A 13,975-nucleotide genomic window follows, 5' to 3' on the forward strand; every position below is an offset into this window, starting at 1 on the left:
CGCGCACCGCAGTCATGCCTGACGGAACGGCAGATCGCGCACGCGTTTGCCGGTGGCCTGGAAGATCGCATTGGCGACCGCGGGGCCGATCGGCGGCACCGCGCATTCGCCGATGCCGGTCGGCGAGACGGTCGACGGCAGCATGTGCACTTCGACCGACGGCATCGCATCGATCCGCAGCACCCGGTAGGCGTCGTAGTTGCGCGCGGTCGGTGCGCCGTTGTCCAGCACGATGGCTTCGCCCAGCATCGCGCTCAGCCCGAAACCGGTGCCGCCTTCGAGCTGCGCGCGCACCACGTCGGGATTGATCGCGGTGCCGCAGTCGGAGGCCACCACGCAGCGTTCGACCCGGATGCCGCCGTCGGCGGTCTTCGAGACTTCGGCGACGGTGGCGACGTAGCTGCCGAACGACTGATGCACGGCCACGCCGCGGAAGCGGCCGGCCGCGACCGGTTGCGACCAGCCCGCCTTCTCGGCGGCCAGCGACAGCACCGCGCGTTCGCGCGCGTCGGCCGGCAGCAGCGCCAGCCGCAGCGCGACCGGGTCCTGCGCGGTCGCGGTCGCGATCTCGTCGAGCATGGTCTGCATCACGTACGCGGTGTGGGTGTGGCCGACCGACCGCCACCACAGCACCGGTACCGGTGACACCGGATGGGTGACGCGCACGTCGATGTCGGGCAGCGCGTAAGGCGTATCGGCGACGCCTTCGGTCGAGGTCGGATCGATGCCGTCCTTCAGCATCATCGCTTCGAACGGCGTGCCGGCCATGATCGACTGGCCGACGATGTGATGTTCCCAGCCGCTGAGTTTGCCGTCGGCGTCGAGGCCGACGCGCACACGGTGCAGGTGCAGCGGACGATAACGGCCGCCGCCCATGTCGGCCTCGCGGGTCCACTGCAGTTTGATCGGGGCGCGGAATGCCAGCGCTTTGGCAATCTCGGTGACTTCGACGAACACGTCGCAGTCGGCCACCGCGCGTCGACCGAAGCCGCCGCCGGTCTTCATCACGTGCAGGTCGACCTGCTCGGGTTTGACTCCGGCGATCTGTGCGCAGGCGGCCTGCACCGCGTCGGGCATCTGCAGCCCGCCGTGGACGTGCAGGCGCTCGCCGTCCTTGTGGACGACGGCGTTGAGCGGTTCCAGCGCGGCATGGGCGAGATAGGGAAAGCGGTAGGTCGCTTCGAGCGTTTTCGCAGCCTTGCCCAGCGCAGCTTTGGCGTCGCCGCGCTGCAGCGCGACCTTGCCGTCCTGCTTCGACAGGGCGGCGTACTCGGTGAATAGAGTGTCCGACGAACGCGTCTCCGCGCCGCTGTCGTCCCAAGTCACCTGCAGTGCTTCGCGGCCCTTGATCGCGGCCCAGGTGTTGTTCGCCACCACCGCCACGCCGCGCGAGATCTGGACCACGTCGACCACGCCCGGCACCGCTTTGGCCGCGGTGGCGTCGAACGAGGCGACCTTGCCGCCGAAGCGCGGGCTGTGCGCCACGGTGGCGACCAGCATGCCCGGCAATCGGATGTCGATGGTGTAGGCCTGGGTGCCGTCGGACTTGGCGCGTGCGTCGATGCGCGCAGTCTCGTCCTTGCCGATCAGCGTCCACGCCTTCGCGTCCTTCAACGCCACGTCGCCGGGCACCGGCAGCGGCGCGGCGGCGGCGATCAGGCTGGCGTAAGGCGCACGGCGGCCGTCGGCGTGCACGACGTCGCCGTTCGCGGTCGTGAGTTCACCGATGTCGACCTTCCACTGCTTCGCGGCTGCCTGCTTCAGTAGCTCGCGCGCGGCGGCGCCGGCCTTGCGGTAGCGCTCCCACGACGAAGGCATGCTGCTGGAGCCGCCGGTGAGCTGGAAAGCGCCGCCCATCGCGAGGTTGCCGTACCACGTCGGATTGCCGGCGCGGCCTTCGACCAGCACCCGGTCCAGCGCCACGTCGAGTTCTTCGGCGACCAGCGTCGCCAGGCCGTGGTACGAATTCTGGCCCATGTCGAACTGGCTGGAGTACACGGTGACGAAGCCGTCGGCCGCGATCGCGATGTAGGCCTCGAATGGCGAATCCGCCGCGGGCTTGACCGCGGCGCCGGCGGCCGGCGCATCGCCGTTGTCGGCGTCGTCGGCGTCCATGCGGCAGCCGACCATCAGCGCCGATCCGATCAGGCTCGCGCCGAGGACGAACTGGCGACGGGACAGCGTGGGTGTCGCGATGGCGGTGGCCAAGGCGGAGAGTTTGCGACCGTTGAACATGATCTGTGCTCCTCAGGCGAGCGTCGCGGCCGCAGCTTTGATCGCTGCGCGGATGCGCTGATAGGTAGCGCAGCGGCAGAGATTGCCGGCCAGCGCCGCATCGATATCGTCGTCGCCGGGATTGCGGTTGCGTTCCAGCAGCGCGACCGCGGCCATGATCTGTCCGCTCTGGCAGTAGCCGCACTGCGCCACCGCACCGGCGACCCACGCGTCCTGCACCGCCTTGGCGACCGGCCCGGTGGCGGCCGCGCCTTCGATCGTGGTGATCGGTTGGCCGACCAGCGCGCTCGCGGGCGTCACGCAACTGCGGATCGGCTGGCCGGCGACATGCACCGTGCAGGCGCCGCACTGGGCCATGCCGCAGCCGTATTTGGTGCCGGTCAGCCCGGCGATATCGCGCAACACCCACAGCAAAGGCATGTCGTCGGGGGCATCCACCGGCACTGCCTTGCCGTTGATCGTCAGTTCGAACGCCATGTCGCGCTCCTGGTACGGGTCTGAAGAGAGGGGCGGAGAGAACAATAGATCCCGCACTCACCGGGCACTGCCTGTGGCGCTGTCCCGGGTGTGCCGCCGAGAGGACGGCATGTCCATCGTGACAAGCCGGGCCGGAGCGACACTAGTCCAATTTCCGGAGCCGTTCCAGTGCGGGAACGGCACGAGTTTTTGCGTTCGCGGGCAGTCAACGGCGCCCACGAAAATGGGCGCGACCGAAGCCGCACCGGCTTCCATCCGTCAACGCGTCTACGTGCTCTCGAAGCCGTTGGAAAAGACGGCGTCGATCACCTTCTCCACGGCACCGAGATCGCAGATCTTGCTGCCGTTGCCGTCTCCATCCGCCGGCCGGGTGACGCCGCGCTGGTCGGTGGTCGCGCAGGTGCTGTTCTGCCCGACATCGATCGCCGGCGAACTGCTCAACAGGGCCCGAGTCAGGGTCGGTCCGCCGTTGTCCTGCAAGGGGCCGAGTTTGGGGTCGACACCGATGAGGTTGCCGTTGGTGCCAACGGGGAGATTGGGCAGGCTGCCGCCTTCGATCAGGCTGTAGGAGACCGTCGCCACATTGGCCTTGAACTCGTTCCATTGGCTCGGGGTTGCGGCGACATTGTCGGCCACCACGCTGTTGCGCAGGATGAGGGTGCCATTGTTCGTGGTCACCGCATCGCCGACCAGATGAAGCCCGCCGCCTACATTCGCAGAATTGTTGCTGATCGTGCTGTTGATCACGATGGCGTCGCCATACATGCCAATTCCGCCGCCTTCGTTCTCCGCCGAATTGTCGCTGACGGTGCAGTTGGTCAGGGTGACGTCGCCTTGCGCCCAAAACCCGCCGCCGACGCTGCTGGTCGAATTGCCGCTGACGGTGCTTTGGGTCAGCGTGGCGACGCCAATCAGGAAGAAACCGCCGGCGTCCAACGCTGCATTGTCACTGATCGTGCTGCGCGTCAGGGTGGCGTCTTGGGCGTAAAACCCACCGCCAGATCCGGCCACATTGCCGTGGAGGGTGCTGTTGATCAACGTGAGCTTTCCCACCGAATAGATCCCACCACCGTCGCCGTCCGTCTGGCTGTTCTGCACCACGACGCCGTCCAGAATGAGATGCGTGTCCTCGCCACCGGCATAGATCGCGCCGCCATTGGTGGCGTTGAATCCGTTCTGCAGCGTCAATCCGGTAATCGTGACCAGCGGAGCGGACCCCAGAACATTAAAGATGCGTGATTCGCCCTGAGCGTCACTGGGGTCGGAGTTCGCATCCAGCGTGATCACGCCGGCCCCCGGGCCGTTGATGGTCATGCTCCAGAGCACCGAGATCGTCCCGCGACTCAAGATGATCGTGCCGGTCAGGCCGGGCATGAAATCGACCTGGTCGCCGATTTGGGACGACACGACGGCCTCGCGCAGGGTGCAATTACTATCGCATCCGTCGAGCGGGGTGTCGGCGAGACTGGTGACCGTCCTCGTCGTGGCGTGGGTCGCGCCAGGCACGAGCACCAAGCCCAAGCCCGCGACCGCGCTCAGTGCGACGCCAAGCGCGCGCACGACCAGTACGCCGTTGATCTCGCGGATCAAAACATCGAGTGCACGGAGAAAGGACGCTGGCGTGCTTCCGGCCGGATGATCGGACAGGTCAACGGGCATGCACACTCCTGGCTGTCGCTTGAAGGTCCGCCAGCTGCCAGTGTACTGCCCGCGATGAACTAGCCCAACACGCGCCGCAACGCCTGCGTCGCCGCGGCAAAGCTGAAGTGGGTGGCGATGTTGGCGAGGGCGCCGTCGGCCAGCCGGGTCCAGAGGGCTTCGTCGGTATAGAGGCGGATGATCTCTCGGGCGAAGGCTTCGGCGTCGTCGGCGACGAGCACGTCGACTTCGTGTTTCAGGTACATGCCTTCGGCGGCGACCGTGGTCGCGACGACCGGTTGGCCGTGCGCCATGCTCTGGTTGACCTTGCCTTTCACGCCGGCGCCGTAGCGCAGCGGTGCCACCGACAGTCGGCAGCCGTCGAGCATCTCGTCGAGCGAGGGCAGGAAGCCGTGCACGATCACGCGATCGCCGGCGAGTGCCTTGATCGCGTCCGGCATGCGACTGCCGACGATGTGGAAGCGCGCTTCCGGCAGTGCCTTCGCGACCAGCGGCCAGATCGCATGCACGAACCACAGCATCGCATCGACGTTCGGCTGATGCTGGAAACCGCCGACGAAGAACAGGTCCTTGCGTTGATCGAAGCCGGCGCGAAGGCCGACCACCTCATGCACATTCGACAGCACCTCGATGCGTGAACCCGGCACCTCGCGCTGCAGCAGCTCCTGCTCGATCGGGCTGACCACGAGGGTCACGTCGCTCTGCCGGATCAGGCGCAGCTCGGCCAGCTTGGTCGAAGCGGCCTGGCGGCGAAGGTCTTCGCGGTCGGCGAGCGCGGCCTCGCGCTCCTCGCGCAGGTAATGCAGATCGACAGTATCGAACACCAGCTTCGCCTGCGGCGCATAGTGGCGCACGGCCTGCAGCAGCGGCGCGGCGACGTAGTGGCGACTCAGGATCACCGCATCGAACTGCGCACCGTTCTCGCGCAGCCAGCGCATCGGCTCGGGCATCCACGGGTGATACAGCACCTCGACGCCGATCTGCTGAAGCGCTTCCGAATAGCGACCGTCGAACGCGCGGTTCTCGGCGAAGAAATAGACCTTATCACCGAGTGCGACCAGCAACTGCATCAGATTGACCATGCGCACCGAACCGGAATCCTCGTCCGGATGCGGCGTGGTCGCATCGACAATCAGCACGCGCCGACCGACACGGTGTTCGCGCGCGAGCGCAATCGACGTGCCCGGCTGCGGTTGCTTCGGCAGCACCGTGGCCCAGCGTTCGAGGAACTTCTGCTGGTTGATGACCTGGTACTTCTTCATCCCGGTCGTCGTGTCGGTGCCGGCCGACACCCCTTCGAAATGGAACACGGTCGAGGCCGGCTGATAGAGCACGCGCAGGCCGGCTTCGCGCACCTGGAAGGCGAGGTCGGTGTCTTCGTAGTAAGCCGGCGCATAGCGTGCATCGAAGCCGCCGCGCTGCTCGAACAGCGCGCGCGGAATAGCGATCGCGGCGCCCGAGCAATAGTCGACTTCGCGCACGAAATTGCAGGCCGGATCGCGCGGGTCGCCGAAGCGGCCATAGTTCCAGCCGGAGCCGTCGCTGAAGACGATGCCGCCGGCTTCCTGCAGGCGCCCATCCGGATAGACCAGCTTCGATCCGACCAGGCCGACGCGCGGATGCTGGTCGAACGTGTCGAGCAGGGTGTCCAGCCAGTTCGGTGCGACCTGGGTGTCGTTGTTGAGGAAGACCAGATATTCGCCCCGCGCCAAGGCCGCGCCGGCATTGCAGGAGCCGACGAAGCCGAGATTCTCGGCATTGCGATGCGCGGTGATGCCGGCGATCCGGGTCAGGCGTTCGGCGGACTCGTCGGTCGAACCATCATCGACGACGATGACCTCGAAACCGGAGCGTTGCGACTCTTTCGCGAGCGAACGCAGGCAGGCCTCGGTATAGCCCCACTTGTTGTAGATCGGGATGATGATGCTGGCGCGCGGCACCTCTGCGCGCGGCAGCGTAAAGCCTTCGAATCCAGTGCCCGGCTGGGTGGTCGGCATCAGCGCCGGAGTCGGCAGATCGGTCGCGACGAGGCCTGCACCCGAACCATCGCGGGCGCGCGCAATCGTGCCCTTGAGGCCGCGACTGCGCAGACTGCGCAACACACGTGGTGGCAGGCCGAGCAGGCGGCGTGCGAGGTAGCCGGTGCGCACGCGCGCATTGCCCAGCGTGCGCCGCGCCACGCGCAGCGGCGCCATCAACCGCCAGCTGAGACTGCCAAGCAGGCTGGCCTTGTCGGCTTCGAGTTGCGCGATCTGCGCCATGAAATGGGCGGCGGCGGCGTCCCAGTCGCGTTGCGCATCGTGATGGCGCTGGCCTGCGGCCTGCAGTTCGCTGCCGAGTCGCTGCACTTCGGCATCGAGCTGCCGCGCCCAGGCGGTGCGCTCGTCGAAGTCGTGGACCAGTCCGCCGATGCGGCCATGCAGTTCGTCGATCGTGCCTTCCAGACGATGGCATTCCTGCAGGCGCTGGTCGGCAAGCGCGGCGGCATTCGCACGCTCGCGTTCGCGCGCCAGTGCCCATTCCGCGCGTCTTGCCAATTCGTGTTCCCGCTCGACATCGCTGATGCGCAGCGCGTCGCGCTCGCGTTCGGCGGACAGCACCCGTGCGGCCAGCGTCGCGCCGGCAGGATCGACCGGTGATTGCCAGTGGGGTGCCGCGGCATCGGCCACGAGCAGGGCACGGTGCGCGATCGCCATCTCGGCAATGCCGGGTTGGGCCGGCGCACTCGCGAGCTGTTCGCGAATCGCCGCCAATGCACCGGGTTCGTCATGCAGTTCGGCGACCAGGGCGGCGATCGCGCCCGCATCGGGTTCGACCAGCAGGCCATCGTGCGGGTGCGTGATGCGTTCCGCGAAGGCACCGAGTCGCGTCGCGATTACCGGGATGCCGAGCGCGCGCAGTTCGCTGAGCGTGTAGCTGAAACTCTCGGCAACCGTGGCCGGCAACAGGGCGGCGTCGGGAGCGATGCGGGCCAGCAACTGCGGCAGTTCGTCACGGCGATAGTCGAAGACCAGGTGCACGTCGCGTTCGCCGAGGAAGCCGAGACCGCTGCGTCCGCAGCCGACCAGGAACAGTTCCGCGTGTTCGCGCAGATCGGTCGCGAGCAGGGCGCGCAACAGGCGTTCGCCCTTGCCGCCGTTCAGGCGTCCGAGCACGACGATGCGCATGCGCCCGCGCACCGGCGGCTTCGGCAGGGGTGCTGCGCCGAAGGCGCGCAGGCCGTGCCCGATCAGATCGAAACGGCGCGTGGCGAGTTCGGGGGCCAGGCGCAGCCAATTGCGGCGCACTCCGGCGGTCGGTGCACTCAGGACCACGAGTTCACTGGACAGCCGCGCCAGGAAGGCCGCCCGCAACGCCAGCCAGAATGCCGGCTCGCGCTCGGCGAACGGGAACTCCGGCGCCCGCGCCTGCACGAGCGCCTGCGCAAGCGAGGCCGCGCTGCCATCGACGGCATCGAAATCGGCATGCAGCACCGGCCACAGCGGGAAGTAGTCGTGGCAGACGAGTTCGGTCGGCAGGCCGGTAGCAGGGCATCGAGCGAGTGTCCGATCAGCGAGGACACGATCACGCTGCCGACGCCGAAGCGCAGCCGGATCTGCTCGAACACTGCACGCCATTCGACGCTGTCGACGGCGCAGGTGGTGATCGCCGCAGCCAGTTCGAAGCGCGCCAGCGGCCACGCCCGGCCGGCCTGCAGCAAGGCCAGTTCCAGCACTTCACCGCAGCGTTGTCGCGATGATTCGCCGCGTGCGGACAGGGCCAGGTGCCAGCGTTTCGCTGTCGCCTTCGGCGAGATCGTGCGCGAACTGTTCGACACCACCGCCCCAGCCGTGCAGCACATGCAGTACCACGCCGCGACGGTCCAGTCCGGGACGCAGGTTCGGTGAAGCTTCTGGTGCGACCGCGAGTTCGGCGCGCAGGTCGCGAGCGCCACCTGCGGCGCCGCGAGATGGCGATGTTCGGGCGCGTCCGGGCCGCGCAACGGTGCGCCCGCGGCCGCGACGTGCAGACTGTCGAGGACGCCGTACCGCAGCGGCAGGCCCTGGGCAATGCGTGTCGCGGCGTCCCCACCGAGCAAGGCCAGTGCGCCGGTCGCCGCATCGCAGGGACGCACGCTGCGGGTGCCGAGCAACCACAGCGCGGCATCGAGCGTCATCGCATCGCCCGCGAACGCTTGCGCTTCCGGCAACGGGTTCAGCGTCGCGACGCCGACATCGGCTGCGGTGACCACATCGAAGCCCGGCACTGCCGCCGCGGCATCGCGCAGACGTCGGATCGCGGATGGCGGTAGCGGTGCGTTGGCGAGCACGCGCAGGAGTCTGGCCGACATCGACGCTGTCGACGACGCGCGCATGCGCATCGAGCACGACCAGTTCGATGTCGGGAGGAAGTTGCGCGAGCAACGCACCCAGCCAGGCCTCGTCGGGCTGGCCGAGCACGGCCACGCAGAGCGGGCGGGCATGGGTCACGGAGTTGGGCGCTGCGCACTCTGGGTGGTGCGCTAAGTCTGAATTATCGCGGAATCGCCCGCGGGCCGCCATGCGAGGCGCAAATTCGCTCCGTTAGACTGCGACGCCATTCCTCGTCCCCGGTGTCCGCTTGGCCCGCTTCCTCGACCTGTTGCGCAGGTTCTACCGCTGGTTCCGGGTGCCGATCTGGCTGGGACTGGGCCTCGCGATCGGTTTTCTCGGTCCCTATCTCTGGTATCTGGACCGGCTGGTGCGTGCCGGATTCGATGGCCTGCGCTTCGATACGCCGAGTCGCGTCTATGCGCGGGCGCTGGAGCTGCGTCCCGGTCGCGCCATGGATGCCGAGACCCTGCTGCTCGAACCGACGCCGCGCGTTATGGCCAGGCCACCGATGCGCTGCAGCCCGGCAGTTATGCGCGTGACGGCAATAGCTTCCTGATCCAGACCCGTGCCTTCGTCGATGGAGCCGGCGCAGCCCTCGCGGCGCATCCGGGTCACCGGGCCAATCGGCGCGTCGGCAAGCTGGAGGACGTGGCGGCAAAGCGTGCGCTGGAATCGGTGTGATCGATCCGGCGCGCATCGCAACCCTGTATGGCAAGGCGCGCCAGGAGCGGCGACTGGTCAAGATCAACGAGGTGCCGCCGCTGTTCCTGCGGACCCTGCTCGCGGTCGAGGACAAGGACTTCGCGACCCATCACGGCATCGATCCTGGGGCATGGCGCGGGCGATGTTCGTCAACGTGGCGGGCGAACTGTCCCCAGGCGGGTCGACCCTGACCCAGCAGCTGGTGCGCAACCAGTTCCTCGATCGGCGCAAGAAGTGGGCGCGCAAGTTCAACGAGATCGGGCTCGCCCTGCTGATCGAGGCGCGTTACAGCAAGGGCGCGATCCTCGAGGCCCACCTCAACGACGTCTATCTCGGCCAGCATGGCGCGCAATCGGTGCATGGCGTCGGCGCTGCGGCCGAGTTCTATTTCGGGCGCGACTCGAAGCGCTGGCGCCGCACGATGGCCCTGCTGGTCGGCATGATCCAGGAGGCCGTCGCTGTACGACCCGCGACGTTCGCCGGCGAATGCGCTGCGAAGCGGCGCAACTGGTGCTGCGCGAGATGCAGGAGGCCGGGCTGCCCAGCGCCATCGAGGCCGCGGGCGTAACGCTCGGTCTGGCCGTGACGCCGAGCGGCGCCAATGCACGCAATCGTTATCCCGGTTTCATCGAGCTGGCAGGCGCAGATCGCCCGCGATTACGCTGCCGCCGAACTGTCCAGCGAAGGCCTGCCATCCACACCACGCTGGCGCCATCGACGCAGGACTATGCCGGAGCGCGTGGTCGCCGAGAAGATCAAGACGCTGGCCAGGACACCCAGCGGCCTGCAGACGGCGATGGTGGTGACGCGTGCCGCGACCGGGGCGATCGAGGCGGTGGTCGGCGACCGTGATCCGCAGCGGCCCGATTCAATCGCGCTGCGATGGCGGCGCGCCCGATCGGTTCGCTGGTCAAGCCCTTCGTGAATCTGGTCGCCCTCGCGCAACCGGAGCGCTGGTCGCTGATGACCGCTGCCGGATCGCGCGATCGCGTTGCGACAGCGCAACGGCCAGACGGCAGCCGCGCAACTCCGACAACCTCGAGCACGGCGACGTTGCCCTGATCGACGCGCTGGCACGGTCCCACAACCTTGCGACCGTGCATCTCGGCCTCGATGTCGGCGTGCAGGAATCGAGCGCCTGCTCGAAGCCCTGGTGCCCGGCGTCGATGTCTCGCCGCATCCGTCGCTGCTGCTCGGGTGCGACCGAGATGACGCCGTTGCAAGTCGCGCATACCAGTATCTCGCCGCCGACGGGCACCAGCTGCCGCTGTCCTCGGTCACCGCGGTGATCGATCGCAATGGCGCACGATCTCGCGCTATCGGGCGACGCAGCGGGCCGGTGAGCTGGGTCGAAGCGGCGCGTCTGGTCAGCTTCGCGATGCAGGAAGGCTCTCGCACCGGCACCGGTGCGGCCTTGATCGGACTCGGTCTCCGGCGATCTCGACGTCGCCGGCAAGCACGGCACGCTTCCGATGACCTGCGTGATTCCCGGTCGCCGGGATTCTACCGGTGGGCACCTGGCCGTGGTCTGGCTCGGCCGCGACGACAAAGAGACCGGCTTCTACGGCTCTGACCGGCGCGATGCGGCTGTGGGCCGGCTTGTTCGAGAAGCTGCCGAGCGAGCCGCCGCAACTCGATCTCGGCAATCCGGTGGTGCGCTGGATCGATCCGCGACCCAGCGCGCGACCAGTGCCGAATGCGAGGGCGCGCGCGCCTTGCTCTTCATTCACGGCTACGAGCCGACCGACCACATGGACTGCGACCGCTGGACGAGATCGATGACGGCGTTCCGCAATCGCGTGTTGCATCGCGAACCGCCATCGGCCGATGGACAATGGAACGATGATGATGAACCTGATCCCGTCGACTGGCGGCTCTGATCGCTGCCCTTGCGCTGGCCGCCCGCGCGACCAAGCGCCGCCGGGAAAGCGGTGGCGAAAAGCGCCGACCGCCGCCACGCGACTGGGTGGCCGAGATTCGTGCCGAGGCGCGGAAGCTGCCGTCGAACGTCGAGGTGATCCGTTGCAGGGAAGCCGCGGTCGAGGACTTGCGCGAGCGCGCGTCGCGAAACCGCCGACAGTTCGATGCCGCCGATGCCACCCTGGATGCGGCGCTTGCGATCACGCCCAGCGATCCGGCGCTGTGGCAATGGCGCGCGGAGATCGCGTTGGCCGGGCGTCGCTTCGACGATGCCGTCGCGCATCGCCGCAAGTCGAGGCGATCGGTCCCAGCTCGGCAGCCTGTGCGTGCGCAACTGGCTGACCGTGGCGCGGCCCGGCATGGGCGCACGACGCCATCGGCGAGAGCCGACGCACGCGGCAAGGCCGATGCCTGCGCCAGTGCCTGCACCGATCCGGATGCCGAGGTGACCTCGCGCTGCGCAGACGCTGGCGGAAGGCGGCGCTGGCTGCAGCGATCGAGGGCTTCACGCCGCGCGCCGTGCAGCAGGACATGGCGACGGCGATCGAGGACACGATCCGCGAGGCGGCGAACTCGTGGTCGAGGCCGGCACCGGCACCGGCAAGACCTTTGCCTATCTGGTGCCGGCGCTGCTTTCCGGGGCTGCCCGTGATCGTCTCACCGGCACGCGCGCCTTGCAGGACCAGCTTGCCACCGTGACCCTGCCGCGCGTGCGCGAGGCGCTGGGCGTCCGGCCAAGACGGCGTGCTCAAGGGGCGCAGCAACTACTTGTGCTGGTATCGCCTGGAGCGGGCCAACGGCGAGGGCCAGTTCCCCTCGCGCGATCTGGCCCAACAGTTGCCGGTGCATCCATGCCTGGGCCGGGCGCAGCGTGCGCGGCGACCTGGGCGAGATCGGGATTGTGCCGGAGATTCGCCGCTCCTGCCGCAGGTCACCTCCAGTACCGAGAACTGCCTCGGCGCGGATTGCGCGTTCTGGTGGACTGTCTTCGTGGTGAAGGCGCGACGGGCGGCGCAGGAGGCCGATCTGTGGTGGTGAATCATCATCTGCTGTTCGCCGATCTGGCGCTCCAGCGCGAAGGGTTTCGAGATCCTGCCGGGCGCGCACGCCTTCGTGCTGGACGAGGGCGCACCAGTTGCCGGAACTGGCTTCGCAGTTCTTCGGCGGGCATCGCACGCCAGTTGCAGGAGCTGGCGACGCGATGCGATGGCCGAGTGCGATCCGGCGAGTGGTGCCTGGGGCGCGCTGCAGGAACCGGTGCGCCAGCTCGAACAGCGCCCGCGCGAACTGCGCCTCGCGATGATCCCTGCCCGGGCGCGGCGCGCTGCCAGGCTTGTTGAGCGACGCCTCTTGCGCCACGGCGCTGGAAGCGGTCTCGCCTGGCGTTGCAGGCGCCTCATGCCGTGCTCGAGGTCCAGGGCGAGCGCAGTGACGGACTGGCCAGGCTGCCTGAGCGCGCCGATGATCTGCGCGATCGCCTGCGTGCAATCGGCAGCGACCCGGATGCGGAAGCGAGGTGCGCTGGTACGAGACCACGCCGCGTGGTTTCTCGCTGCCACCTCACGCCGCTGGACGCGTCCGCGCCGCTGCGCCGAATCCGCGAGCGATCGCGCGCGGCGTGGATTCACCTCGGCCACGCTGGCGGTGGCCGGCGACTTCGACCACCTTGCGCGCCAGCTCGGCATCGATGCGCCGCGCACCCTGCTGGAGCCGAGCCCTTTCGATTTCCCGACCCAGGCCCTGGCCTACCTGCCGCGGGGCTTGCCCGAGCCGAATGCGCGCGGCACATCGACGCGGTCGTGGAGGTGGTGTTGCCGGTGCTGGATGCGTCGAGGGCCGGGCGTTCCTGCTGTTCACCCGCATCGCGCACTGCGCGAGGTGGCCGACATGCTGGCGGAGTGGCGCTTCCCGCTGTTCGTGCAAGGCACGCACCCCGTCACACCCTGCTGGAAGGGTTCCGCCATTCCGGCAACGGCGTGCTGCTCGGCGCCGCCAGTTTCTGGGAGGGGGTCGACGTCGCCGGCGAAGCGCTGAGCGTGGTGGTGATCGACAAACTGCCGTTCGCGCGCCACGATCCGGTGCTGGAAGCGCGCCTGAATGCGACTCCGCGCAGGGCGGCAATCCGTTCCCGGAACTGGCAGCCGCCTACGCCGCGATGGCGCTCAAGCAGGGCGCGGGGCGGCTGATCCGCACCCACGACGACCGCGGCGTGCTGGTGCTGTGCGATCCGCGCCTGAGTGCCCAAAGGATACGGGCGCACCTTCGACAGCCTGCCGCCGCTGCCGCGCACGCGTATCCGAACTGGAGGACGTGCAGGATTCTTCGCCCGCGACGTCGACCCGACGCAATTCTGACGATCACCTGCGCGGTCGCGTCGCCGTTCGGCGGTGCTGGCCGGGCGTTCCGGCAGTTCGAATCCGTGGCCAGTGCGCGTTGCCAGGCCTCGACGCGTTCGGCATCCAGTTCGCCGGCGACGCGTGCGCGACGCAACTGCTCGATTTCCGCGAAGATTGCGGCATCATCGACGCCGGCGCGTTGCAGCAACGAGCCGGCCAGTTCGGACGCGGCCAGGTCGATGCGTTCCGCAGCCGGATCCCGGCGATTGTCGACCAGCAGCCAGGGTGGTCTGC

Annotated in this window: 10 protein-coding genes and 1 pseudogene; 7 read left to right on the plus strand and 4 right to left on the minus strand. The window is 68.3% G+C overall.

Annotation, left to right across the window (positions count from 1 at the left end; all coding sequences use genetic code 11):
- Window positions 1–12 precede the first annotated feature (12 nt).
- The 4 genes from IPP28_07200 to IPP28_07215 form a co-directional block, all read right to left on the minus strand.
- The gene (locus IPP28_07200) at window positions 13–2,235 is read right to left on the minus strand and encodes a xanthine dehydrogenase family protein molybdopterin-binding subunit (GenBank protein MBL0040823.1); all 2,223 of its coding nucleotides are present in this window, start codon (window positions 2,233–2,235) and stop codon (window positions 13–15) included.
- A 12-nt stretch (window positions 2,236–2,247) separates the two neighbouring features.
- Window positions 2,248–2,712 carry a (2Fe-2S)-binding protein gene (locus tag IPP28_07205; GenBank protein MBL0040824.1) on the minus strand — a complete coding sequence of 155 codons (465 nt, stop codon included), beginning with the start codon at window positions 2,710–2,712 and terminating at the stop codon, window positions 2,248–2,250.
- 267 nt (window positions 2,713–2,979) lie between these two features.
- A complete protein-coding gene (locus tag IPP28_07210) occupies window positions 2,980–4,371 on the minus strand; it encodes a CSLREA domain-containing protein (protein ID MBL0040825.1) in 1,392 nt (463 codons plus the stop codon).
- Between the two features lie 59 nt (window positions 4,372–4,430).
- Complete coding sequence (locus IPP28_07215) at window positions 4,431–7,844, minus strand: glycosyltransferase (protein MBL0040826.1); 3,414 nt, start codon at window positions 7,842–7,844, stop codon at window positions 4,431–4,433.
- A 1,126-nt stretch (window positions 7,845–8,970) separates the two neighbouring features.
- Between IPP28_07215 and IPP28_07220 the strand changes: the two genes are divergently transcribed.
- The 7 genes and pseudogenes from IPP28_07220 to IPP28_07250 all read left to right on the plus strand — a co-directional run.
- On the plus strand, window positions 8,971–9,279 hold the full coding sequence (locus tag IPP28_07220) for a hypothetical protein (GenBank protein ID MBL0040827.1): 309 nt from the start codon (window positions 8,971–8,973) through the stop codon (window positions 9,277–9,279).
- Between the two features lie 121 nt (window positions 9,280–9,400).
- A complete protein-coding gene (locus tag IPP28_07225; GenBank protein MBL0040828.1) occupies window positions 9,401–9,616 on the plus strand; it encodes a transglycosylase domain-containing protein in 216 nt (71 codons plus the stop codon).
- Window positions 9,568–9,993, plus strand: a complete 426-nt coding sequence (locus tag IPP28_07230; protein MBL0040829.1) for a transglycosylase domain-containing protein — start codon at window positions 9,568–9,570, stop codon at window positions 9,991–9,993. The genes IPP28_07225 and IPP28_07230 overlap by 49 nt, the downstream gene beginning before the upstream one ends.
- 33 nt (window positions 9,994–10,026) lie before the next feature.
- A complete protein-coding gene (locus IPP28_07235; protein ID MBL0040830.1) occupies window positions 10,027–10,350 on the plus strand; it encodes a hypothetical protein in 324 nt (107 codons plus the stop codon).
- Window positions 10,351–10,906: 556 nt separating this feature from the next.
- Window positions 10,907–11,305, plus strand: a complete 399-nt coding sequence (locus IPP28_07240) for a hypothetical protein (protein MBL0040831.1) — start codon at window positions 10,907–10,909, stop codon at window positions 11,303–11,305.
- A gap of 1,556 nt (window positions 11,306–12,861) precedes the next feature.
- A pseudogene (locus IPP28_07245) lies at window positions 12,862–13,699 on the plus strand (ATP-dependent DNA helicase).
- 79 nt (window positions 13,700–13,778) lie between these two features.
- Window positions 13,779–13,975, plus strand: a 197-nt coding sequence (locus IPP28_07250; protein ID MBL0040832.1) for a hypothetical protein, incomplete at its 3' end; no start/stop codon positions are given.

It is taken from the genome of Lysobacterales bacterium (genome assembly GCA_016721845.1).
Classification (GTDB): Bacteria; Pseudomonadota; Gammaproteobacteria; order Xanthomonadales; family Ahniellaceae; genus JADKHK01.

Bases quoted from the DNA above. Each gene is read 5' to 3' on its own strand.
- IPP28_07200 (MBL0040823.1), bottom strand. From the start codon at position 2,235: ATGTTCAACGGTCGCAAACTCTCCGCCTTGGCCACCGCCATCGCGACA.
- IPP28_07205 (MBL0040824.1), bottom strand. From the start codon at position 2,712: ATGGCGTTCGAACTGACGATCAACGGCAAGGCAGTGCCGGTGGATGCC.
- IPP28_07210 (MBL0040825.1), bottom strand. From the start codon at position 4,371: ATGCCCGTTGACCTGTCCGATCATCCGGCCGGAAGCACGCCAGCGTCC.
- IPP28_07230 (MBL0040829.1), top strand. From the start codon at position 9,568: ATGTTCGTCAACGTGGCGGGCGAACTGTCCCCAGGCGGGTCGACCCTG.
- IPP28_07235 (MBL0040830.1), top strand. From the start codon at position 10,027: ATGCACGCAATCGTTATCCCGGTTTCATCGAGCTGGCAGGCGCAGATC.